Here is a 22,608-nt window from a genome sequence, read left to right as displayed (position 1 = left end):
TTTTTGCTGTTTATTTTTACAAAAAAAGAGTCTGTTGTTTAAAACACAGATTCTTTTTTAATTATTTTGAAAGGAAAGGTGAAAAGATGGACTTCATTCTCGAGTTAGTTATTATATTATTTGCTTCTAAGGTGGCTGGGGCTATTACTGTTAAATTAGGCCAGCCTTCAGTTCTAGGTAAACTTCTTGTTGGAATCCTTTTAGGTCCGGCTGTATTTGGGTTAGTTTCCGAAACGAAAATACTGGAAGAATTCAGCCAGATTGGTGTTATTTTGTTAATGTTTATAGCAGGCTTGGAGACTGACGCAGATGAATTTAAACGCTCTTGGAGGGCCTCAACCTTCGTAGGGATAAGTGGAATAATCGTTCCGTTCTTTATAGGTTTTTTAGCTGGAATCATCATGAATATGTCTACGTTTGAAGCGTCATTTTTAGGGTTATTGCTCTCAGCGACAAGTGTGAGTATATCCGTTCAGGCTCTTAAAGAATTAAACAAAATGCAGTCAAAAGAGGGGACAGCTATTTTAGGTGCAGCTGTTATCGATGATGTCGTAGTCATTGTCGCGCTGGCCTTTTTAATGAGCATGGCAGGTGGTGAGGTAAATTTCAGTATGATCTTATTGAAAAAGGCTCTCTTTTTCGGTGGAGCGATATTGGCAGCTTGGAAGCTAGTACCTTGGGTTTTAACTAGATTTTCTCGTTTACAGGTAACAGAATCAGTTATTTCCGGTGCACTGATCATCTGCTTTTTGTTTGCCTATATGGCAGAGTTAACAGGTGTTGCAGCAATAATTGGCGCCTATATTGCTGGCTTGGCCACAAGCTTAACCAAATTAAAAGATGAGGTATTTAAAAAAGTAGAAACCATTAGTTATTCACTTTTTGTACCCGTATTTTTTATTTCCATCGGAGTAAAAGTTAGTTTTGACGGAATTTCCCCACATCTTATGACAATCATTGGGCTTAGTATTCTAGCAATCTTAACAAAGTTGATTGGAGCTGCTGCAGGTGCAAAATTGGCGAAATTCTCTTGGAACAGCTCGTTTGGAATTGGCGCGGCTATGGTATCAAGGGGGGAGGTGGCCTTAATTATAGCTGCAATCGGTCTTGAGAGTGATTTAATAAGCCAACAGCTTTTTGCTATTTTAGTTATTGTAGTACTTGTTACAACAATCGTTACTCCACCAATGATGAAATACTTTTTTAAAAAAAGCCAGAGCCAAAAAGATATAAAAGTAACAGCTTAATAAGAAAATAGTAGAAAACAACCCCCATATTCTCTCTAGTAACTTCGAATAGTTTAGTAGAGAGTAACTGACAAAAGTTCTATGGAGGTTAGTGATGGGAATCAAATTAATCGATATCGACCAACTACTAGAAGCTACTTCAGATCTAACATCTGAGAAAAACAATAATAAAGTGAAAAAAGTGGAGATTGATCAACTTCTTGAAAATACACGTAATTGGTAAGCCAGACTGGCAATAACATTTAAATAGTAAATCTGCGAATGCCCTCTACTAGTTAGAGGGCTTTTTCCTTTAAAAAACCCCCAAAGTAATCCCGTTTTTACCAGAATAACTCTGAGCCTGCTGTTTCGATCCTTTAAAGCGAAAAATTATTTTTGGCTTTTCTATTGCTTTTATCTAAAAAAGATACTAGAATAATAATAATTTTTAATATATAAAAAATTATTTGAAAATTGCAAGGAAATTGGGGGAGCATGTTTATGAAAAGAAAGGTAAAGGCAGTTTCGATCGCGTTAGCAGGTATGCTGCTGTTAGCTGGATGCGGCAGCAAGGAATCTTCAGGAAGTTCGGAAAAGACCGGCTCAGGAAAAGAATTTAATGTAGGTATTACTCAGTTTGCGCCGCATCCATCATTAGATGCAGCAACGAAAGGATTTAAGCAGGCATTAAAGGATAAAGGGTTAAAGGTTAAGTTTGATGAGCAAAATGCACAGGCAGATATGAATAATACACAAACCATTGCGAATAATTTTGTCGGAGATAAAGTGGATTTGATTTTTGCCAATGCTACACCGAGTGCAACCGCTGCTTTAAATGCTACTAAGGATATTCCAATTGTTTTTACATCGGTAACGGACCCAGTCGGAGCGGGCTTTGTTAAATCGTTTGATAAACCTGGTAAAAACATTACAGGTACTACTGATAATCATCCTGATGCCACAAAGAAAACCATCAACTTTATTACAGACGAAGTTAAAGCTAAGAATGTTGGCGTGATATTTAATTCAGGTGAACAAAATTCAGAGGTTCAAGTAAAAGAAGTGAAAAAATTGGTAGAAGAAAAAGGGGCAAAACTGGTCGAAGCTTCCGTATCAAATACATCGGAAGTTAAACAAGCTGCTGAGTCCCTTGTTGGGCGTGTTGATGCAATTTACATTCCTACTGACAATACCGTTGTTACCGCTCTCGATTCAGTTATTGCACTAGCTAATAGTAAGAAAATTCCTCTTTTCGTTGGAGAACTTGACTCTATGAAAAAAGGGGCAGTTGCCGCAAGTGGATTCAGTTATTATGACTTAGGTTATCAATCCGGGTTAATGGCAGCAGACATTCTAACGGGTAAGAAAAAGCCTTCGGAAATCCCAGTGGAGCTTCCAAAGAGCTTAAAACTAGTGATTAATAAGAAAGCAGCTGAGGCCCAAGGCTTAACAGTGAAAGAGGAATGGAGTAAACTCGGCGAATTCTACGAAGGAAAATAATGTATAGCAGTACATTATCAAGGAGGAAACCTTGTCTGACAGGTTACCTCCTTGATTCATACATAAGTATAAATTTCAATTGATACTTAAATGATGGGCTTTAAGACTAAAAGAAAGGATGATCTCAATGTTTACAGCCGTATTTGGTTCGTTTGAGGCAGGCATAATCTATGCGATTATGGCACTGGGCGTCTATCTTTCCTTTCGTATTCTGGATTTTCCAGATTTAACGGTGGATGGAAGTTTTGTAACAGGGGCCGCTATGTCAGCTGTACTAATTGCAAATGGAGTTAACCCTTTTGTTGCTACAATTGCAGCATTATTTGCTGGATTTGCTGCTGGGTGTATGACAGGGCTTCTTCATACATTTGGAAAAATTAATAACTTACTTTCAGGTATTTTAATGATGATCGCCTTATATTCTATTAATTTACGGATTATGGGACGTTCTAACATCCCTCTATTAAATACTGATACAGCCTTTACAAAAATCGGGGACGTATTTGAAAAATGGGGAATCGATGCATTTTTTAATCAGATTCTAACAATGGTGGGACTCGGTGACAGCCTTCCTGAAACATGGGGAATTTTGATTTTAATGATCATCGTGACATTGGTAATCAAGTTCCTTACGGATTTATTCTTACAAACTGAAATTGGGCTTGCATTAAGGGCTACAGGTGACAATAAGCGAATGATCCGCAGCTTTTCTGCCAATACAAATATTCTTGTGGTTCTAGGACTTGGCCTTTCAAATGCCTTAGTAGCATTCTCAGGGGCACTTATTGCTCAACAAGGCGGATTTGCAGATGTCGGTATGGGAATTGGCATGATTGTCATTGGTTTAGCATCGGTAATTATCGGTGAGGCACTTTTTGGAACCAAAACAATAGCCCGAACGACTCTTGCTGTGATCGGGGGCTCTATCATTTATCGAATCGTTGTTACTCTAGCACTGAGAGCAGAATTTATGAGCCCTGGTGATATGAAGTTAATTACAGCGATTATTGTTATTATTGCTCTGACAGCACCAAAAATAATTGATGCTTCGAAAGAAAGAAAGCGGAAAGCTCGAAGGAAAGCGGAGAGAATGAACCTAATCAAGACTTCTGCACAAGCAAAGGGGGACAATCATGCTGCACTTAAATCAGATTCATAAAATTTTTAATGAAGGAACCCCGGATGAGAAAGTAGCAATTGATCATGTCAACCTCTTTCTGAACCCAGGGGATTTTGTAACGGTTATTGGGAGCAATGGTGCTGGGAAATCGACGTTAATGAATATTATTTCAGGCGTTTTAATCCCCGATGTTGGTGAAGTCCAAATTGGTGAAAAAAATGTTACGAACATGTCAGAATATAACCGTTCAAAAATGATCGGACGCGTGTTTCAGGATCCGATGGCGGGGACTGCTCCAAGTATGACAATTGAAGAGAATCTTGCAATGGCCTATTCACGAAATAAAGTGAGGACACTTCGAAAAGGGGTTACAAAAAAGAGACGGGATTATTTCCGGGAGGTACTTGAATCCCTGCATCTTGGTCTTGAGAATCGTCTTAGTGCGAAGGTAGGGTTACTTTCAGGGGGGGAACGGCAAGCACTCTCCCTGTTAATGGCGACGTTTACTGAGCCTTCCATTCTTCTGCTCGATGAACATACTGCCGCACTTGACCCCTCACGTGCTGAGCTTATTACAAATTTAACAAAGGAGATAGTCGCTAAGTATAAGCTGACGACCTTAATGGTTACCCATAACATGCAGCAGGCCATTGATCTCGGAAATCGCTTGATCATGATGGATAAAGGTCAAATTATCCTAGAGGTAAATGAGGAGGAAAAGCAAAAGCTGACGATTGAAGGATTGTTAACTGAATTTAAACGAATTCGCGGTACACAAATGGCGAGCGACCGAGCCATCCTAGCATAACTTGAAAGAAATTTTGACCTTTTTGAGACTAACGTTATCAAACAATATAATTTCCTATTATTCCAATTGTTGAAAACATACCTAGTGAAGGTATGTTTTTTCTAATAGAAAAAAGTGGTATTGTAGTAATAGATAATTTTTATAATACATATAGAGTGAGGTGAAATTATGGATTTAGGTTCTATATTAATCAAATTAAATGAGCATACCCCTAAGATTTTAGGTAGTGAAAGATTTTCTAAATATGCGGTCTTGCTTCCGTTATTGATGAAGGAGGACGGACTGCATGTGCTATTTGAAGTACGGTCTCTTGAGTTAAGGCGCCAGCCGGGAGAAATTTGTTTTCCGGGCGGGAGAATTGATGTACAAGATATAGATGAACAAGGTGCGGCTATCCGTGAGACAGTAGAGGAATTAGGGATTAATAAACAAGATATAACGAATGTTTTTCCGTTAGATTATATGATTTCCCCTTTTGGAATGATTCTCTATCCTTATGTAGGTTATATAAATAACCCTGAAAAAATTAAGCCAAGTCCAGCAGAGGTTGGGGAAATATTTACGGTTCCTTTATCGTTCTTTATCCATAATGAGCCGGAAATCTATCGGGTCGCACTAAAAGCGGAGCCTTCGGAGAATTTTCCGTTTGATTTAATTCCCGGGGGAGAAAAATATAATTGGCGGGCTAGAGTGATGGACGAATATTTTTATCGCTATGGCGATAAAACGATTTGGGGATTAACAGCAAGAATCTTAGCCCATTTTATCGAGCTAATTCAATAATTTCAATAACTTTAATTTAATAAAGAAATATGTTTAAAACAGTGATTTCACTGGAGTTAAAGCTCACTGTTTTTCTGTAATTTCTAATTGTATTTTGAGCAAGGACGATTGTTCATTATACATGGAAAAAACTCTTGATTATTTTCTAAATTGTAATAAAATTAAAATTATATTTTTATAGAGTAGGGGATGTATCCATGAAAGTCGTAAAGTTTGGCGGATCCTCTTTAGCATCTGGAAGACAGTTGGAGAAAGTATTTCAAATTGTTACTGCTGATCGGGAACGTAAAGTTGTTGTTGTATCAGCTCCGGGTAAGAGGTATGCAGAAGATACAAAGGTAACCGATTTATTGATTGAATGTGCGGAATCTTGTTTACAAAATCAGGATCCCAAAGAAAAATTAGCTGCTGTTCTGGAAAGATATGCAGTCATAGCAGAGGAATTAAATCTACCTGACGGAGTAATCGAGGAAATCCATGATGACTTATTAACAAGAATGGCTAGCGACCAAGACAAACCTGACCGGTTTCTTGATTTGTTAAAAGCTAGTGGTGAGGATAATAATGCCAAATTGGTAGCCGCCTATTTTCAATCACAGGGGGTAGAGGCTCATTATGTAGATCCTAGGGAGGCTGGACTTCTTGTGAGCGATGAGCCGGGAAATGCACAAGCATTACCGGAATCCTATGAACGATTAAACGCCTTAAATGACCGGTCTGGCATTTTAATTTTTCCAGGATTCTTTGGTTATAGTGTCAATGGAGAAGTATTCACCTTTTCAAGGAGCGGCTCAGATATTACCGGATCCATTCTCGCCAATGCCTTAAAGGCCGATTTATACGAGAACTTTACAGATGTGGATGCCGTTTATTCAGTAAATCCTTCGATCGTGAAAAAGCCAAAAGAGATCAAAGAATTAACATATCGGGAAATGCGGGAATTATCGTATGCTGGATTTACGGTATTGCATGATGAAGCACTTGTTCCGGCTTTTAGAGCGGGAATACCTGTTAATATTAAGAATACAAATAATCCGTCTGCCCCCGGAACCCTTATTGTGAACAACCGCGACAACACTAACGGTCCTGTCATTGGTATTGCCAGCGATAAAGGGTTTTGCAGTATTTATGTTAGCAAATACTTAATGAATAGAGAAATCGGGTTTGGGCGAAAGCTTTTAGGGGTTTTAGAGGATTATGGTCTTTCCTATGAACATACGCCATCTGGCATTGATGATGTGTCTGTCATATTAAGGGAGAGTCAGTTTGATGAGAAAATTATGGATGAAGTGATTGGTCGGATAAAAAATGAATTACATGCCGATGAGGTGAAAGTTGCCCACAGTCTGGCTCTTATTATGGTAGTGGGAGAAGGCATGCGGCAAAATGTTGGAACAATGGCAAAAGCCTCAAAGGCACTAGCAAAGGCAAAGGTTAATATAGAAATGATTAATCAAGGTTCTTCTGAAGTTAGTATGATGTTTGGTGTAAAAGAGGTAGATGAAAAACGGGCTGTACAGGCTCTTTACGAGGAATTCTTTGTTCCTGTCACAGTTTGATCGTGTGTTTCAGGAAGGTACGTCAACCATGACGTACCTTTTTTAACTTTAACTTTGTTCGGGCGAAGGTCCATATCGCTATGACAAGTCCGCCTAAAGTATCAGCAATTAAATCCGTCATCGTGTCTTTATTTCCCCCGCCTTGCAGGGTCATCCCAAACAATTGGTCGCAGCTAAACTCATAGACCTCCCATAAAACGCCGCCCAATGCTGCAAATGACAAGGTGAACAGGGAGACAAACCATGGCGAAATTTCATGTCCTGCCGCTCGATGAATGAATCTTTCATATAAGGCAATTCCTGAAAAAGCCAAGATGGCTCCACTGACAAAATGCATAAAGGTGTCCCACCAACCTAGCCCATACCAGCCTGATATAGAGCCAAGATATTGAGAACCAACCAAAAAAATAAGATACGAAAAGACGATTGGTAAATTAAATTGCAGCTTTGTAAACAGTGCTAATAAAAGCGGAACTGCCCCACAAAGGATCCCTCCCAGAGCCACAGTGGATTTAAACGACTGGCCGATACTATGATAATAGAATGCCAAAAAGACCATGAATAGGACATACAATAGACTCAAAGTGATAACAAGTTTTCGGTTCAATATACAAACACCTCATCTTAAATACTTCTTTTCCTAAGAAGGGAGTAAAACGCAGTGATAAGACCTCCTGCAAAACCACATAGCAAATCAAGCATGGTATCCTTATTTCCACCTCTTTGCATGGTATGCGTTAAAGTGAGATCGCCTACAAACTCATAAATCTCCCAAAGCACACTTGAGGAAACAGCTAGTGAAAGGACGAACAGAAAAAGAATCCCTGCCGAAACCCCACTTTGGACCTGTGGTGGAATCCACCGTTTAAAAAGACTTATACCGACAAACCCTACAAACATTCCCTTAAAAAAGTGGAGGGTAGAATCCCACCATTTGAAATGCAAATAAAAGCTTGAAATAGAGCCTAAATATAAAGAGCAAAATAAGAACAGATAATAACTGACAATAATAGGAGTATTAAAAGGATTATTTTTCATTTTTACTAAGCCGAGTGGTAACAGGCTGACGAAAATTCCCCCTAGAGCAACCTGCCACCGAGTATGGTCATGCTTTACTAAGTAAAAAATAAATACCCCAGCCATACCCAAGCTAAATAGTATGCTTAATGTAATCATTACCTTTTTTTTCACCAGCTCATCTCCTAAGCAAAAATGCCTCCTTACCATTATGTCCTAAAATAATTAAATATAAAGGTATCGGTTCCGGCTCGCAAACTGGTTATAAAAACGGTATAGTGATAATATATGAAAATTCTTATAAGATGAAACTTGGTGGTGGTCCAATGCAAAAGGCACAAATTCCAACATATGAACGGATTGCGATTGACTTAGCAAATAGAATATACGATGGGAAGTTTAAAGTAGGGGAAAAGATCCATGGAAGATCCACTCTTGCAAGTGAGTATAAGGTCTCACCTGAAACGGTTCGAAGAGCAATTAAAATCTTAGAAGACGTAGAGATTGTCCAATCCACTAAGGGTAGTGGAATTGTCATCTCATCAAGAGAGAATGCTTATAAATATATCCATCGTTTTTCAAATTTAGCGAGTATAAAGGACTTAGAAAAACAAATGAATACGCTCATATCAGAAAGAAATAGACTGGATGAGGACCTTTTTGATACGTTAAGAAAAATAATGGATTATTCGGGGAAACTACGGCATACTAATCCATTGGCGCCTATCGAGGTGGAAATTTTTCCAGGGTGCAGTTATATTGGAAAGACCATTTCAGAAGTGAAATTCTGGCAAAATACGGGTGGTACGGTGATTGGGATGAAGCGAAACGGCGACTTAATTATCTCACCAGGACCATACGCCTTAATTCTGGAAGGGGATGTTTTACTAGTAATTGGGGATGATGAGACTTATGACAGGGTTGTTCATTTCTTAGAAGATTAGTATCAAAACATATCAAACAGAGCACATAAAAAAAGCCGGTCACTCCGACCGGCTTCATTATTAATCCAATAATCCCTCTTTCACTAAAAAGTCTTTGGCAACCTTAGCTGGAGACTGCTTAAGACTGTCAACCTTGTAGTTAAGTTCCCGCATTTTTTCATCCGTTAGTTTTCCGGATAGGCTATTTATTACTTTTCTCAATTCGGGGTGCTCTTTTAAGGTTTCCTCTTTAATAATTGGTACTGCATAATATGGAGGGAAAAAGTGCTGATCATCCTTTAGTACCTTTAAATGAAACGCTTCAAGTAATCCATCGGTTGAAAAGGCATCAATAACATCACTTTTCTGATTTTGAAGAGCAGTGTAGCGTAAGCCGCCATCAACTGGCTTTACATCCTTAAAGGCCATATTATAGGTCTTTGTAAGGCCAATTAATCCATCTTCCCGATTTGGAAATTCAATAGTAGGACCCATAGTTAAATTTCCACTTACCTTAGCTAAGTCTGAGATGGTATTTAGATGATACTCATTAGCCGTGTCCTGTCGTACAGCTAATGCATAGGTGTTATTAAATCCAAGCGGTTTTAATAGATCAATCCCATACTTTTGCTTAAATTCCTTCTCAACATACTTATAGACTTTATCCGAATCACTTTCCGGAGGTTGATTTAAAATATTAACCAAACCTGTCCCCGTATATTCTACATACATGTCAATATCTCCAGAATTTAATGCACCAAAGGCTACCTGTGAACCACCTAGATTCAATTTTCGCTCTACCTGTATATCAGTCTGATCTTCAATTAAATCAGCGAGCATATTGCCTAAAATTAATTGCTCACTAAAGTTTTTTGAACCTATAACAATTTTATCTTCTGCCTTAACGGATGAATAGGCTTTAAAGCCTATGGCAGCTACCAAAAGAATAGAGACAAATGCAATCATCACTCTTTTTGCAGTTTTTCCTTTTTTCGAGGTTGATTTTTGTTTACTCGTATAAGAAAGAGATGATTCAAGTTTACCAACGACAAAATCAATCAGAAGTGCGAGAATACAAGCGGGAATGGCTCCTGCTAAAATCATGTAATTATCGACAGTTTGCACACCTGAAAATACAAGGTAACCAAGTCCGCCTGCTCCAACAAATGCAGCAATGGTCATTAAGCCGACTGCTGTCACTGCTGAAATTCTGATACCCGCCATAATCATTGGGAAGGCCAGTGGTAACTGTACCTTTTTCATTGTTTGACTCTTGGTCAGACCAATACCTTTGGCGGCTTCCAGAATGTCTCCGTCAATATTCGTTAAACCAGTATATGTGTTTTTAACAATAGGGAGTAAAGAATAAAGTACAACCATTACGATTGCAGGTGTACTGCCAATTCCGATAAACGGGATAAGAAAACCGAGTAAGGCTAAGCTTGGGACAGCCTGGATTACGTTTGTAATTCCTATGATTGGTTTTGAGAGTATTGGTTCATTTGAAATTAATATGCCTAATGGGATTCCAATAATTATGGCAATTAGAACGGATACGATACTTAAATATAAATGCTCTCCTAGTAGGCTTAGGATTTGACTGTAGTTGTTTGTAAGATAATTCCAAAATCCACTCATTAAAATGCCACCTCCAAATCAATTAATTGACTGCTTAACGCAGATAAAATACTACTTCTTGTGATGAGGCCAGTTAGTTGGCTGGAACTGTTCACCACAGGCAGATATCCGATTTTATGTTCGTTCATCGTGGCTAACACGGAGATTAAGTTAGCGTCCTGTTCAACCGACAGAACCTTCTGCTCCATGACCGTTTCAATCGATAAATTCCGATTCAGTAATTGGATACTTTTTAATGTCACGAGCCCTCTAAGGACATTATGTTTGTCTGTCACCATTAAACTATCTACCTTATGATCTTTCATAATCTCAATAGCTTGTAATACAGTTCGCATAGCCGTGATTTTAACAGGATTTTGAATCATGATATCTTCGGCCAATAATAACTCTGGATTGTTCCACACCCGTCGTTTGCCAATAAAGTCTTCGACAAAGTGATTCGCAGGATTTTTTAGAATGTTTTCCGGTGTATCATATTGAAGTATATCCCCTTCTTTTAAAATACAAATTTTGTCAGCTATTTTGATTGCTTCATCCATATCATGGGTAACAAAGATAATCGTTTTGTTTAATTCTTTTTGCATTTGGAACAATTCATCTTGAAGGGAGCTTCTTGTAACGGGGTCCAGTGCGCTAAATGGTTCATCCATGAGAATGATATCCGAGTTAGTAGAGAAGGCTCTCGCAACACCGATTCTTTGCTGCTGCCCGCCGCTTAATTCTTTTGGATAGCGATGTAAATATTCCTTTGGCTCAAGGCCAACTAATTCCAGTAATTCATGGGTCTTCTTTTCAATGGAAGCGGGCTCTTCCCCCTTAAGCTTCGGTATTAATTCTAGATTTTCTTTTATAGACATATGTGGAAATAGCCCGGTGTTTTGAATAACGTAGCCAATGTTACGGCGGAGTTCAATGGGATTCATCGTGGTAATATCAGTTCCATTTACAAAAATCTGTCCGGATGTTGGCTGAATTAGTTTATTAATCATTTTTAGCAATGTAGTCTTTCCGCAGCCACTTGGACCAATAAAGACAACTAATTGACCTGCATCAATTTTTAATGAAAATGGATTAATAATGGTTTTGGTTCGATACTTCTTTACAATGTTTTTGAATTCTATCAATTTCATTCCCCCTCAAATTTATTAGGTTAATATAGTAACAACTTAATAGTAACATAGAAGTTGTTGGTTGTCGACCCAACGAATGAACTAATGAGGATATACCCAGATAAAATATAAATGAAACAAAGTAATATGAGCGAATATTTGCAATATTATATAGGGAAACTGTAAAATAAAGATAAGAAAAAAATTATGATAAAAAAGGAGAATTAACTTGAGTTTTGTCCGGGACAAATTCAGTGCAAAATTTTTCCTTGTCATCGTGATTGCTGTTATATTGATTCATGTACCGATCATAGGAAATTATGTGAAAATAATTAATACGCTGATACATGAAACGGGTCATGCCATCATAGCTCTATTTGGAGGAAGGGTAGAAACCATTTCATTGTTTATGAACTCTGAAGGGGCCACGATTAGCAATCAATCAACATGGATGGGCAGTTTCTTCACAAGTCTTGCAGGCTACACCTTTGCATCTTTCATGGCTTTCCTTTCTTTTTGGCTGTTAAGAAGAAAAAAGGAAAACATGTTAATTGATATTTTATTAGCCTTTATTTTTTTAAATCTCATATTTTGGGTCCGTAATCCATACGGGATCTTTTGGCTTTGCTCCTTCGCAGCTGCCTTTCTTTTATTACTTATAAAAGGGAGCCAACGTATTAGAAACCATGTATTACTATTAATTGCAGCCATCATATTAGTGGATTCTGTTCAAAGTGCATATGAAATTTTGTTTATTAGCTTAATACAGCCAAAAGCGGCAGGGGACGCGGCAAATCTTGCCCGAATAACCGGATTTCTTCCGGCATCATTTTGGGGGCTGTTTTTCTTCCTGCAAGCAATATGGTTTTGTTTTTATGGTTTTAAAAGAGGCTATTATAAGGTAGGAATTTAAGTTAAGAGGTAAGAGTATATCTTAGTAGAATTTTAAAAAAAGTTAGAAGTGGAGTGATGAGGACAAAATGATCGATGTAATTAAAAATCGGAGAAATATTAAAAAGTTTAAACCTGATGTAGTAAAAGAAGAATCTCTTTTAGCGTGGCTTGAAGCCGCTGCTATGGCTCCGAATCATCGCATGACAGAGCCGTGGGAAATCTTTTTTATCGGGAAGGAAACAAGAGAAAGACTGAATCATAAAACAAACTTTGGCGATGCACCTACTGTAATAGCTGTTTTATCAAGGAATGGTACATCACAAATAGAAATGATCGAAAATGCATTAGCGACTGCATGCTATATTCAAAATTTTAACTTAGCCGCTTGGGCGGAAGGTGTGGGGACATTTTGGTCATCCATTGGTGCTACAGAGCGAAATAAGGAAATACTTGGTGTTCCTAATGGGTATGAAGTAATCGGTGTGCTAGGAATTGGTTATCCGGAAATCATACCAGAGCCAAAACCACGAAAACCGATTGCTGATAAGATAAAAAGGTTACCGTAATGTAAAATCCAGCCACGATTCTTGATGGCTGGATTTTAATTTTTGATCCTAATAATGAAGAATTAGGATCATACAGGATTAATTTCAAAAAAATAATCGATTTTATTTACCATTTGCGATATATTAAGCAGATAGAAAGAAAGCGTGTATGAGGATGTAGGGATGCTGAATAGGATTCGTTCATCGAAAACAAACTAAGCGTTATGGAAAATAGATTGGATGGTGTCTTGTATGGTAAGACTTTTTACGGATATTGACTTAGACGGTCTCGGTTGCGGGCTGATTGCTAAAATCGCCTTCGGTGATCAGGCAAATGTTTATTACTGTTCTTATCGAAATTTAAATAAACGTGTGGAAGCAGTTATAACACATCCTGGTAATCATCAGGAAGAAATTTATATTACTGATTTAGCGGTCAATGAGTCAGTCGAGAAAATGCTTGAAGAACGGTATCGGCAGGGGAAACCTGTTCAGATGATCGATCATCATGTAACCGCCTTGCACTTTAACGAATATAAATGGGGAAAAGTGATTCCAGAATATGATAATGGTAAAAAGACTTGTGCAACCTCTTTATTTTATGATTACTTAATCGAGCATAAAAAAATGGAAAGAAATCAAGCGTTAGAGGAATTTATTGATTTGGTCCGTCAATATGATACTTGGGAGTGGGATGAAAATAACAATGTCACAGCCAAGCGGTTAAATGATTTATTTTACATATTGAACAGAGAACGATTTGAAGAAGAAATGCTAAAGCGGCTGACTGAAAATAAAGAATCCTTTTCGTTAACCGAAACAGAAAATATGATTCTTGATCTTGAGGAACAAAAGATTACTCGATATATCCACTCCAAAAGCAGGCAGACCATCCAGACCTTTGTAAATGAGTATTGTATTGGAATCGTCCATGCAGAGCAGTATTTGTCTGAGCTTGGAAACGCGTTAAATAATATTTATCCACATTTAGATATGATTGTCCTTTTAAATGTCTCGGGTAAGAAAATGGGATTTCGGACCATTCATGATGAAGTAAATGTTGCACAGTTTGCCCAAAAATTTGGTGGCGGGGGACATCCAAAAGCATCTGGATCAGATTTGTCAAAAGAGGCCTTTGAGACGTTTGTAGTCGAGGTATTTGGCCTAAACCCATTGAAGCCAGACACTGACCGGAATGAATTTAATGTAAAGGAATCTGCTATAGGGACAAGTTACCAAAATCATAATGGAGAAATTTCTTATATTGTTCCAACGGGCGACGGGAATTTTTATATTGTCCATAAAGGAGAAAGGGAAGCACCGACGTATTCCAGTTTCCCTGAAGCGGAGCGCTCTCTAAAAAGAAATCATGCTTCATGGCTGCGCTTTGACCAAGAATATTTAAAACAGTTGTCTGCATTTCTTCATCTATCTATAGATGACTTGAAGGAAGATTTTCATGAAATTATTAGTAATAACTTTGTCGATATTATGGATGTGTAAGAGCTTAGGACTCCTAAGTTCTTTTTTTTGTAATGTCCACATCCAGCGCTTTTGTATTTAAGCTTTTCTTAAGGACTTCCTGGTAAATTAATCGTAGGTACATAGTATCGTTATTTTAAAATTGTAATTCTTATGCAATAGTTGGTAAAATCAAATACATACGGCTGTAATATTTTTATGATATTCTGGGTATAAGGATAACTAGCATCAATTTTCATACTGTCTAAAAGGGTTTTCCCTTGTGATTACAATTAATACAAATAAACATATTACTATACCTTTTTGAACGATAACTCGACTGAGGTGATTAGATGGCTGCAACTTCAAAAAGGAGTAAATTCTTCGACAATGCCAAATTTATTTTGATCTTTCTTGTTGTTTTCGGACATATCATTAGTCCACTTAAGGAACAGGATGGAATACTGTTTACTTTGTATACAGGGATATTTTTATTCCATATGCCTGCCTTTATCTTAATCTCTGGATATTTTGCAAAAGGCTATAGAAAGAAGGGCTATCTTAAAAAATCTGTAAAGAAAATCTTAATTCCATACTTAATCTTTCAGATGATTTACTCCATTTATTATTATCTAATTGGCCAAGAAGAGAAATTGGCCTTTGATTTTCTCCATCCTCATTGGTCATTATGGTTTTTATTAAGCCTTTTCTTCTGGAATTTGTTATTATATGGATTTGCCAAATTAAAGTGGTTCGGTTTGGGAGTGGCAATTATTTTAGGAATTGCAATTGGTTATGTAGAGGATGCCGGAAGTTTCTTAAGCCTTTCAAGAACCTTTGTCTTCTTCCCGTATTTCCTTTTAGGCTTTTTACTGAATGCTAATCAGTTAAAACGGGTTGTACGGGCTAAGTATTCACTTCCAATTGGGATTCTGATCATTATTGCTACAATGATTTTCTTCCGGATGGGCTTTCCAAAAGATGCAGTACCTTGGCTGTTAGGGGATACCTCTTATGCAAACATGGGGGGAATGAAATGGTCGGATGGTCTTGTACGATTGGTTCAATATGCACTGACATTATTGGTTGTCTTTGGTTTTTTTGCATTAATTCCCTCAACACAATACAAACTTACAAAAATTGGTGAAAGAACGTTATATGTCTATTTATTTCATGGCTTTATTATAAAATCAATCCAAGCCATTTTACCGGATGAAACTTTAGAGTTTCTATCTGGACATTACATTCTCCTTTTCTTCTTGTCGTTTTTCATCTGTCAACTCCTTGGCAGTTACTTTATAAAGAAATATACAAGACCATTGGTCGAGTTTAAAGTTAAAACTGGATAAGAGAACATAAAAAGTCGAACGTAAAGTACGTTCGACTTTTGCTTTACAGAAAACCTAAAAGACTGCTCATAAAATTCTTCTTTTTTCGTTTTGCTTTAGTTTGGTCAAAGACCAAAGGTTTTTCGGGAAGTAACGGTGAGGTTAATTCGTTCAGCTTACTTTGGAGATGTTCCATTTGTTGGGTTAAATTTTTAACCTGATCTTGCAACTCCTCAATTTCTCTTCGATGCTGAAGTAATTGATAGGAAGCAACGGAATCTGCTTTGGCGTGTAAACTTAGCTCTAATTCCGTGACCTTCGCAAATAGTTTTTCCATTGCTTGATCATTTTCACTTGCCTTCACAGTCCCTTTTCGGATGCTTTTTTTCTCCCCCACTGGGCTAATCTCATGAAGAAGTGTTCCGGCTTGAAGTTTTTCGTGAATTTCTTTTAATTGTTCAATATCTTTGCTGCTAAAATGATAATGGCCTCGTTCATTTTTTTCCATTGGCAGCTCGAGCTGCTTTACCCAACGCTGGATCGTACTTGAAGATACCCCTAATAACTTTGCTACTTCACTAGTATTCATGCCGAATCCTCCTAATGATAGAATAAACTGCAGACAAGAGTGACGGGACAAAGTAAATCCTATAAGAATAAAGGAATGGGCCTAAACAAAAGTTGCAAGATACTTAAGACCAAAACTTCCACCATTTCTTTTCTTTTGCGGCTGCAACATCACGGAAGTTAGTTAGCATTTGTTGGAAGGCCAATTCTCTCTGGGTAACTTCTTGTCGGTATTGATTCCGCTCCTCGATAAGGAATTCACGGTCTTTTGTAATAGCCTCAGCTAGACTGGAGATTTCGTTATTTGTGACATCCACATAATGGGAAAGTTCTTCAGAAGTTTCCGATAGCTGCTTTGAAAGTGAAAAGATCTCTTCTGAGGTTTCTATGGAAACATTGGCGACTTTATTTGCAAGGAGTTTCAAGGAGTCTGTCGTTTCATCTGATACTTTTTCAATAGACTCCGATAATACTTGAATTTCAGCCTTTGTATTTTCGGAGGATTTATAAATGGAATCAGAGATTGTTTTTACAGTTACAAAAGTACCTTTTGAAATTTCCTTTTTTACTTCTTCTAGAACTTCTTTGCGAACGACAGTGCGAATTTCGTCCTTTACTTCACTTAAGAACGTTTTTTTATACGTCTCCATTGCGTCAAAAAACAGCTCGGTATTTTTCATGGCACTCTCCTCAATTGGCACCGGAGTAATGGCCTCTTCTGGGACAATTTCTAAAGATACTTGCGGTTCGGAAGTATTCGTCTTTTCGAGATTCATTTCTGATAAGACCTCTGGATCCGGGATAATCTTATCTTCCGGAAACACTTCTAAAGTATCTAGGTGCATAGATGAACTCTCGACTTTCTCCGGCTCTTCGATTTTTTGCATTTCCTGACGGATGGCGTCTTTACTCACTTTTTTATCAGCCATCTGTTTAATTTCTACTAACAATTCAATCTCTATATCCGTATATATTCTGGCTCCTTGTTTTGTTCGTGGGATATCAAGTAAATCTTCAAAGTCTTGTTCCCATTTTCGTAATGTCCCAGGAGATACATTTATTTTTTTGGAAACCTCTTTTAAGGTATAGGTCTTCATAAAATCCATTCCTCTCTCTATTTATATAGGAAATTTTTTGTCCATTAACTAGTTATTCACCATCAGGTATACATTTTTCCTGCTGGTTGACAAAAGCTATCAAAACAAGACTGAAATCACGAAATAACAACAATTTTTTCCATAAAAAGCGCAGAGAAAAAAGAAATGCAGGTATTCCACTATTGAAATACCTGCATTTCTTTTTTTATTCAACAATTCCAAGCTTCTTCAAACCATTATAGATCCCTGAGTCCGTAACATCTGTTGTTCTATGTTTGGCATATTGAAAAATATCTGGGTGACCGTTACCCATCGCAAAGCTTTCGCCAACGGCTTGCAGCATTTCCTTATCGTTCATCCCATCCCCAAAAGCAATCGAACTTTCTTTTGGGATGTTGAGGTAGTTTAATAACGTTTGAATTCCAAATCCTTTATTAATCTTATCTCTAATCACATCATAGCAATGCCTAAGTCCTTCAACATTCACTTGTGATAAATGAATGCCTGACTCGTTTTCATAAAGGGAAACATCCTCTGTTTTCAAATTTATCAAGGTTATACCCAAAATATCAGGTTTGAGGTCTGGGGTATAGCGTTCATTTTTATGGAAGTGAAACACCTCAATAAATTTTTGGATAAAGGGTTCTTGAAGATCAGTGAAGAGATTTTCTTTATTTGTATAGAGAACCGCATCATGGTTGTGTTCCTCTGCAATTGTTAGGTAACGCTTGATCAATGCTGGTTCTAACGGTTCCTGAAAGATGTCTTCCCCTTTATATACTGCGTTGGCCCCGTTATAGCCAATAAAAGAGCGAATGTTCAATTGTGAGGCTAAATCATCGATTTCGTGGAGTGGCCTTCCAGTGGCAAGAAATACTTCTATCCCTTTAGCCTGAACCTGGGCAACGGCTTCCTTTGTTGATTCTTCAATTCTATTATCAGGTGTTACGAGTGTACCATCAATATCTAGGAATAGGACCTTATACTTTGTCATTATGGTGCTCCTTTTTTAAAAGTTAGGAATAGTTTACCACTATTTGTGGAGAGATATCATCTCTTAATGACCGAATGACAAATTAGACAATAGGAAACAGTAATCTAGAATCTTTTAACTGAAATGAAGGGAGGGTCATTAAATGAAAATACCTTTTATCCTATTATTAATCATTGCCGTTTTGGCTTTACCAGGCAAGGGAACTGCTGCTCAAAAAATACCGATTCTCATATATCACTCTATTGCTGAATATTCAGGTACTGGGTCCAAGGAACTTTATGTCACGCCAGAAAACTTTGAAGCACAAATGATTTACCTGCGAGATCATGGTTTTACGTTATTAACATTTGAACAATGGCTTGATGCAGTGAATGTAAAAAAACCGATTTTTCTCACCTTTGATGATGGCTATAAAAATAATTTAAATGTGTTGACCATTTTTCAAAAGCTTCAAACAAGGGAGTTTAAGCCGAGAGGGACCATTTTTGTCATTTCTGATTTTATTGGCATGCCTAATCGTCTATCAGACCAAGAGATAAAGCGCATAACAGATTCAGGTTTAATCTCAATTCAGTCCCATACAGCTACCCATCCTGATCTAACGAAATCTGAGAAGCTCACGTATGAATTAAAAGATTCGCGAGAGAAGATTGAGAAAATCACTGGAAAAAAGGTAATTGCACTCGCGTACCCATACGGAAACACCAATAAGCGAGTGGTAAGTGAAACGGAAAAGTATTACAGGTTTGGACTGACAACCACCCCTGGCCCATATACTTCTTCAAGTACAAAAAAGGAACGATACTTGCTGCCACGGACCTATGTTACATATTCTACTAGCCTTAAGGAATTCGCCAAAATAATCGAGGTGCAATAAACAAAAACTTCATGTTTTTTACGAAAGATTTTACAGAAAATTTCTAATTTAATCAGGCATGAATATCTTCTTATTAGAGGGGGGATATGGATGTCTGGTACTATCAGTTTGTGGGAGGAGCATTTATTCTGGCTTGAAATTTTACAGGATCATGCGATCTTTGTTCGTGATCATTTATCGGTGATAGAAAGAAAGGAGATTTCTATTGCAGAAGGGTTTAATCAATCCTTCCAAGGCCTTCTTAATAATCTAAAACAAATGAACCCAACCTTAAGCTATACATCGAGTGATATGACAGCGTTTGCTAAACAAGCTTATGCTGTTTCCTACGAATATTACCGGTTTGAAGGACAGATGCAGAACTTAAGAATTAAAAATGAAATAAACTTAAATCTGTCACCTACTTATTTAAATGGCACTTTAAATGAAAATCAAGAATATTTACGGCTCTTATCCTACCTTGTCAATGGACAGCAGCCAGTTCGGCAGAGATTGGATCAACTGCTAGATTTATGGCTGGAGGATCAATTGGGTCACATCATTCTATTAAGGAATTTAATTGATCCGATCGAGCTGTCTGTTGAGCGTCAATCAGATCTTTATGCACAAAGGTTTCAGATGTTCATCCTGCAGAATCATCATGTAAAAGGGTTTTTGCGCTTCACGGAGCAGGGGTTCCCGCGTCAAACAGAATTGGCTTTAGATGTCGGCAAGACGGTTATCGAAATTAATCAATATATTCGATCCGTGGTTGAAAAATATAAGGGTAATAGGATATTAAATAAAACGACCCTTCGATTCCTCGAACATCATTTTCCTGAAACCTGTTATTTTGTCAAAAAGTTAGCGGAATTTGCTCCAGAACTTCAGACCGAAAGTATGCAATGTTCATTACGGAAACCATCATTTGAATAGTTCAAAAAAACTATGCAAGATGCAGGAGGCCTATTGCATAGTTTTTTTGTAAGCATTCAGAAAAAACGTAATGACACCACTTTGTAAACTGTGGGAAACTTGGATGTAATCAAACCTCGCTATAATAGGGTAAATATACTTGAATCAAGTAGGGTGGGGTATTGATGGAAGAAACAATGACAAAATCATATCTACAAAAATCACTAGACGAGTGGAAGGAAGATATCTCCTTGGTTCTAGCTGAAATCGCCAAAGAATATGATGAAGTGGCACAGGAATTAAAGGTGTATTCGTATAAGTATGGAATTACGAAACAAGTCATTCAATCAACAGTAAATGAAGAGATTATTGAAAAAATCCGTGAGATGTATCATAAACCTTTTGAAGAAAGCTATAACCAATTAAAAGAGTACATAAAAGATTTAGAGGAGAAACGAAGAGTTTTTCAAATGTTTATTCAAAAAATTGAGGAGGTAACCAAAAAGGAATCTGCTAAGATTACAACTTATTAATCGTAGAAATTGAAATACCTAATCGGTGATCCGATTGGGTATTTTTTACTTAGGCAGAAAAGAACCGTTTGGATGCCCTTTCTCATGTTTGAAAACAAATGAAACGGTGTAAAAGAGCCTTGCATATATTGAATAAGAACAAAAAGTGTGAGGTGTGGAACAAATGATCACGGCCAATATTGGAAGTAAAACGTTTCGAATCCCAGACAACCTTGAAGAATATTTTCAACCATTTCGCTCAGATGTAATTGGGATGAACCAAGAATTTGATTCCCCCTTTGGTCAAAAGAAAATCATTTATGCCGACTGGACGGGCAGCGGAAGACTATATCAACCGATTGAACAAAAAATTTCTGAAGTATTTGGACCTTTTATGGCCAATACGCATACGGAATCAAATATCACTAGTTTAATGATGACCGGCTTATATAAGCAGTCAAAAAAAATTATTAAAGAACATGTCAATGCAGATCAACATGATGTGGTCATCCTGGATGGATTTGGGATGACTTCAGTCGTAAATAAACTACAGCGCATCTTAGGGCTGCGAGTTCCGGAAGTATGGAGAGACCGAGTCCTGCTTTCTAATAAGGAAAGACCTATCATTTTCCTTACTCATATGGAACATCATTCGAATCAGACCTCTTGGTTAGAAACACTTGGTGAGGTCATCGTGATTAACCCTGATGAGGAGGGGAGAGTGGATGTAAATCATTTAGAACACCTCCTTAATGTTTATAAGGATCGCAGAATTAAAATTGGTTCCTTTACAGCATGCTCCAATGTTACAGGGATTCAAACGCCATATCATCAGCTTGCAAAGCTCATGCACCAACATCAGGGACTCTGTTTTGTTGATTTTGCAGCCTCTGCACCCTATATCGAGATCAATATGCATCCGGAAGATCCGCTTGAAAAGCTTGATGCGATATTTTTTTCACCGCATAAATTTTTAGGCGGGCCTGGAACAAGCGGGGTATTGGTCTTCGATTCAAGGATTTATACCAATAAGGTTCCAGACCATCCCGGCGGCGGAACAGTCTTATGGACAAATCCTTGGGGAGAGCACCAGTATATTGGTGAAATTGAAATGCGGGAAGATGGGGGGACCCCGGGGATTCTGCAATCGATTCGGACTGCACTATGCTTGAATTTGAAAACGAAGATGGGGATCAACAAAATATTGAGAAGAGAGAAAGAACAGCTCAGTCTGTTATTTTCCCTTTTGGAAAACATACCGGAGGTCAAAATATTAGCTGGCAATATCAAAGATAGAATTGGTATTGTTTCGTTTTATATTGAAAACATTCATTATAACTTGGTGGTTCGTCTCCTAAATGACAGGTATGGGATTCAGGTAAGAGGGGGATGTTCATGTGCAGGGACGTATGGCCATTATCTCTTAGAAATTGACCAAGCAACTTCGAAACAGATTACGGATAAAATTAATCATGGAGATATGTCTACAAAACCAGGATGGGTACGGTTCTCGGTTCATCCCATCATGACAAATGAAGAAATACTTATCTTTGTTCAAGCCATCAAAGAAATTACCGAAAACATAGAGACTTGGAAAAGTGATTACGTCTATGATCCTCTTAGTAATGATTATTTCTATATCCATCACTTGCGTGAGGATATGTCGCCATTTTTTAGATTTAAGTGATTCTTTATAATCATAAATAGTAATTCGGGGAGATGGGCCGCCGCTTTATTTGATTAACCGTATAATAGT

Annotated in this window: 23 protein-coding genes; 16 read left to right on the top strand and 7 right to left on the bottom strand. The window is 37.6% G+C overall.

The genetic code is table 11. The features are described 5' to 3' along the window. Positions 1 to 86 precede the first annotated feature (86 nt). The 7 genes from J7E81_RS13310 (at position 87) to J7E81_RS13285 (ending at position 6,996) form a co-directional block, all read left to right on the top strand. Positions 87 to 1,247 carry a cation:proton antiporter gene (locus tag J7E81_RS13310; protein WP_215042781.1) on the top strand — a complete coding sequence of 387 codons (1,161 nt, stop codon included), beginning with the start codon at positions 87 to 89 and terminating at the stop codon, positions 1,245 to 1,247. Between the two features lie 94 nt (positions 1,248 to 1,341). Further along, on the top strand, positions 1,342 to 1,470 hold the full coding sequence (locus tag J7E81_RS30925) for a hypothetical protein (RefSeq protein WP_275677086.1): 129 nt from the start codon (positions 1,342 to 1,344) through the stop codon (positions 1,468 to 1,470). 257 nt (positions 1,471 to 1,727) lie between these two features. Continuing rightward, complete coding sequence (locus J7E81_RS13305) at positions 1,728 to 2,726, top strand: ABC transporter substrate-binding protein (RefSeq protein ID WP_215042779.1); 999 nt, start codon at positions 1,728 to 1,730, stop codon at positions 2,724 to 2,726. A 127-nt stretch (positions 2,727 to 2,853) separates the two neighbouring features. Beyond that, complete coding sequence (locus tag J7E81_RS13300; RefSeq protein WP_215042777.1) at positions 2,854 to 3,885, top strand: ABC transporter permease; 1,032 nt, start codon at positions 2,854 to 2,856, stop codon at positions 3,883 to 3,885. Then, the gene (locus J7E81_RS13295) at positions 3,860 to 4,654 is read left to right on the top strand and encodes an ABC transporter ATP-binding protein (RefSeq protein ID WP_215042775.1); all 795 of its coding nucleotides are present in this window, start codon (positions 3,860 to 3,862) and stop codon (positions 4,652 to 4,654) included. Before J7E81_RS13300 ends, J7E81_RS13295 begins: the two co-directional genes overlap by 26 nt. A gap of 168 nt (positions 4,655 to 4,822) precedes the next feature. Next, positions 4,823 to 5,437, top strand: a complete 615-nt coding sequence (locus J7E81_RS13290) for an NUDIX hydrolase (protein ID WP_215042773.1) — start codon at positions 4,823 to 4,825, stop codon at positions 5,435 to 5,437. Between the two features lie 197 nt (positions 5,438 to 5,634). Continuing rightward, a complete protein-coding gene (locus J7E81_RS13285; protein ID WP_215042771.1) occupies positions 5,635 to 6,996 on the top strand; it encodes an aspartate kinase in 1,362 nt (453 codons plus the stop codon). A gap of 22 nt (positions 6,997 to 7,018) precedes the next feature. Here the strand turns inward: J7E81_RS13285 and J7E81_RS13280 are convergent, their stop codons facing one another. Next, positions 7,019 to 7,603 (bottom strand): DUF2238 domain-containing protein, encoded by a 585-nt coding sequence (locus tag J7E81_RS13280; protein ID WP_215042769.1) that lies wholly within the window; start codon positions 7,601 to 7,603, stop codon positions 7,019 to 7,021. 17 nt (positions 7,604 to 7,620) lie between these two features. Next, the gene (locus J7E81_RS13275) at positions 7,621 to 8,187 is read right to left on the bottom strand and encodes a DUF2238 domain-containing protein (RefSeq protein WP_215042766.1); all 567 of its coding nucleotides are present in this window, start codon (positions 8,185 to 8,187) and stop codon (positions 7,621 to 7,623) included. A gap of 152 nt (positions 8,188 to 8,339) precedes the next feature. Between J7E81_RS13275 and J7E81_RS13270 the strand changes: the two genes are divergently transcribed. Then, positions 8,340 to 8,957, top strand: a complete 618-nt coding sequence (locus tag J7E81_RS13270) for a GntR family transcriptional regulator (RefSeq protein WP_215042764.1) — start codon at positions 8,340 to 8,342, stop codon at positions 8,955 to 8,957. 60 nt (positions 8,958 to 9,017) lie between these two features. On the opposite strand, the gene J7E81_RS13265 is transcribed toward J7E81_RS13270, so the two are convergent. Next, positions 9,018 to 10,574, bottom strand: a complete 1,557-nt coding sequence (locus J7E81_RS13265; RefSeq protein ID WP_215042762.1) for an ABC transporter permease/substrate-binding protein — start codon at positions 10,572 to 10,574, stop codon at positions 9,018 to 9,020. Beyond that, positions 10,574 to 11,704, bottom strand: a complete 1,131-nt coding sequence (locus J7E81_RS13260; RefSeq protein ID WP_251028632.1) for an ABC transporter ATP-binding protein — start codon at positions 11,702 to 11,704, stop codon at positions 10,574 to 10,576. The genes J7E81_RS13265 and J7E81_RS13260 overlap by 1 nt, the downstream gene beginning before the upstream one ends. Before the next feature lie 208 nt (positions 11,705 to 11,912). Here J7E81_RS13260 and J7E81_RS13255 point away from each other — a divergent pair, with 208 nt between their 5' ends. The 4 genes from J7E81_RS13255 (at position 11,913) to J7E81_RS13240 (ending at position 15,932) form a co-directional block, all read left to right on the top strand. After that, entirely contained in the window at positions 11,913 to 12,596 is a 684-nt protein-coding gene (locus tag J7E81_RS13255) for a M50 family metallopeptidase (protein ID WP_215042759.1), read from the top strand. 67 nt (positions 12,597 to 12,663) lie between these two features. Further along, positions 12,664 to 13,143, top strand: a complete 480-nt coding sequence (locus J7E81_RS13250) for a nitroreductase family protein (RefSeq protein ID WP_215042757.1) — start codon at positions 12,664 to 12,666, stop codon at positions 13,141 to 13,143. A 231-nt stretch (positions 13,144 to 13,374) separates the two neighbouring features. Continuing rightward, positions 13,375 to 14,625, top strand: coding sequence for a DHH family phosphoesterase (locus tag J7E81_RS13245; RefSeq protein WP_215042755.1), 1,251 nt, complete (start codon positions 13,375 to 13,377; stop codon positions 14,623 to 14,625). A gap of 311 nt (positions 14,626 to 14,936) precedes the next feature. Further along, positions 14,937 to 15,932, top strand: a complete 996-nt coding sequence (locus J7E81_RS13240) for an acyltransferase family protein (RefSeq protein ID WP_215042753.1) — start codon at positions 14,937 to 14,939, stop codon at positions 15,930 to 15,932. Between the two features lie 43 nt (positions 15,933 to 15,975). On the opposite strand, the gene J7E81_RS13235 is transcribed toward J7E81_RS13240, so the two are convergent. The 3 genes from J7E81_RS13235 to J7E81_RS13225 all read right to left on the bottom strand — a co-directional run bounded on the left by J7E81_RS13235 (position 15,976) and on the right by J7E81_RS13225 (position 18,569). After that, positions 15,976 to 16,500, bottom strand: coding sequence for a MerR family transcriptional regulator (locus J7E81_RS13235; protein WP_215042751.1), 525 nt, complete (start codon positions 16,498 to 16,500; stop codon positions 15,976 to 15,978). Between the two features lie 103 nt (positions 16,501 to 16,603). Further along, the gene (locus tag J7E81_RS13230; RefSeq protein ID WP_251028631.1) at positions 16,604 to 17,575 is read right to left on the bottom strand and encodes a MerR family transcriptional regulator; all 972 of its coding nucleotides are present in this window, start codon (positions 17,573 to 17,575) and stop codon (positions 16,604 to 16,606) included. A 205-nt stretch (positions 17,576 to 17,780) separates the two neighbouring features. Beyond that, a complete protein-coding gene (locus J7E81_RS13225) occupies positions 17,781 to 18,569 on the bottom strand; it encodes a Cof-type HAD-IIB family hydrolase (protein ID WP_215042746.1) in 789 nt (262 codons plus the stop codon). A gap of 142 nt (positions 18,570 to 18,711) precedes the next feature. On the opposite strand from J7E81_RS13225, the gene J7E81_RS13220 reads away from it, so the two are divergent. The 4 genes from J7E81_RS13220 to J7E81_RS13205 all read left to right on the top strand — a co-directional run bounded on the left by J7E81_RS13220 (position 18,712) and on the right by J7E81_RS13205 (position 22,539). Next, positions 18,712 to 19,446: a polysaccharide deacetylase family protein gene (locus J7E81_RS13220; protein ID WP_215042744.1), complete on the top strand. Its 735-nt coding sequence runs from the start codon at positions 18,712 to 18,714 to the stop codon at positions 19,444 to 19,446. Positions 19,447 to 19,536: 90 nt separating this feature from the next. Beyond that, the gene (locus J7E81_RS13215; protein WP_215042742.1) at positions 19,537 to 20,361 is read left to right on the top strand and encodes a DUF2935 domain-containing protein; all 825 of its coding nucleotides are present in this window, start codon (positions 19,537 to 19,539) and stop codon (positions 20,359 to 20,361) included. Between the two features lie 164 nt (positions 20,362 to 20,525). Next, complete coding sequence (locus J7E81_RS13210; protein ID WP_215042740.1) at positions 20,526 to 20,873, top strand: hypothetical protein; 348 nt, start codon at positions 20,526 to 20,528, stop codon at positions 20,871 to 20,873. A gap of 163 nt (positions 20,874 to 21,036) precedes the next feature. After that, positions 21,037 to 22,539 (top strand): aminotransferase class V-fold PLP-dependent enzyme, encoded by a 1,503-nt coding sequence (locus J7E81_RS13205; protein ID WP_215042738.1) that lies wholly within the window; start codon positions 21,037 to 21,039, stop codon positions 22,537 to 22,539. Positions 22,540 to 22,608: the final 69 nt, after the last annotated feature.

The organism is Bacillus sp. ISL-18 (assembly GCF_018613415.1).
GTDB lineage: Bacteria > Bacillota > Bacilli > Bacillales > Cytobacillaceae > Neobacillus.
Note: the sequence above shows the minus strand (reverse complement) of the source record. Positions and strands in the feature narration are given on the sequence as shown.

Excerpts from the sequence above, each read along its gene's own strand:
- J7E81_RS13265 (WP_215042762.1), bottom strand. The coding sequence starts at position 10,574 with ATGAGTGGATTTTGGAATTATCTTACAAACAACTACAGTCAAATCCTA.
- J7E81_RS13225 (WP_215042746.1), bottom strand. The coding sequence starts at position 18,569 with ATGACAAAGTATAAGGTCCTATTCCTAGATATTGATGGTACACTCGTA.
- J7E81_RS13215 (WP_215042742.1), top strand. The coding sequence starts at position 19,537 with ATGTCTGGTACTATCAGTTTGTGGGAGGAGCATTTATTCTGGCTTGAA.
- J7E81_RS13205 (WP_215042738.1), top strand. The coding sequence starts at position 21,037 with ATGATCACGGCCAATATTGGAAGTAAAACGTTTCGAATCCCAGACAAC.
- J7E81_RS13305 (WP_215042779.1), top strand. The coding sequence starts at position 1,728 with ATGAAAAGAAAGGTAAAGGCAGTTTCGATCGCGTTAGCAGGTATGCTG.
- J7E81_RS13290 (WP_215042773.1), top strand. The coding sequence starts at position 4,823 with ATGGATTTAGGTTCTATATTAATCAAATTAAATGAGCATACCCCTAAG.
- J7E81_RS13285 (WP_215042771.1), top strand. The coding sequence starts at position 5,635 with ATGAAAGTCGTAAAGTTTGGCGGATCCTCTTTAGCATCTGGAAGACAG.
- J7E81_RS13300 (WP_215042777.1), top strand. The coding sequence starts at position 2,854 with ATGTTTACAGCCGTATTTGGTTCGTTTGAGGCAGGCATAATCTATGCG.
- J7E81_RS13245 (WP_215042755.1), top strand. The coding sequence starts at position 13,375 with ATGGTAAGACTTTTTACGGATATTGACTTAGACGGTCTCGGTTGCGGG.
- J7E81_RS13270 (WP_215042764.1), top strand. The coding sequence starts at position 8,340 with ATGCAAAAGGCACAAATTCCAACATATGAACGGATTGCGATTGACTTA.
- J7E81_RS13220 (WP_215042744.1), top strand. The coding sequence starts at position 18,712 with ATGAAAATACCTTTTATCCTATTATTAATCATTGCCGTTTTGGCTTTA.
- J7E81_RS13235 (WP_215042751.1), bottom strand. The coding sequence starts at position 16,500 with ATGAATACTAGTGAAGTAGCAAAGTTATTAGGGGTATCTTCAAGTACG.
- J7E81_RS13260 (WP_251028632.1), bottom strand. The coding sequence starts at position 11,704 with ATGAAATTGATAGAATTCAAAAACATTGTAAAGAAGTATCGAACCAAA.
- J7E81_RS13310 (WP_215042781.1), top strand. The coding sequence starts at position 87 with ATGGACTTCATTCTCGAGTTAGTTATTATATTATTTGCTTCTAAGGTG.
- J7E81_RS13210 (WP_215042740.1), top strand. The coding sequence starts at position 20,526 with ATGGAAGAAACAATGACAAAATCATATCTACAAAAATCACTAGACGAG.
- J7E81_RS13295 (WP_215042775.1), top strand. The coding sequence starts at position 3,860 with ATGCTGCACTTAAATCAGATTCATAAAATTTTTAATGAAGGAACCCCG.
- J7E81_RS30925 (WP_275677086.1), top strand. The coding sequence starts at position 1,342 with ATGGGAATCAAATTAATCGATATCGACCAACTACTAGAAGCTACTTCA.
- J7E81_RS13250 (WP_215042757.1), top strand. The coding sequence starts at position 12,664 with ATGATCGATGTAATTAAAAATCGGAGAAATATTAAAAAGTTTAAACCT.
- J7E81_RS13240 (WP_215042753.1), top strand. The coding sequence starts at position 14,937 with ATGGCTGCAACTTCAAAAAGGAGTAAATTCTTCGACAATGCCAAATTT.
- J7E81_RS13230 (WP_251028631.1), bottom strand. The coding sequence starts at position 17,575 with ATGAAGACCTATACCTTAAAAGAGGTTTCCAAAAAAATAAATGTATCT.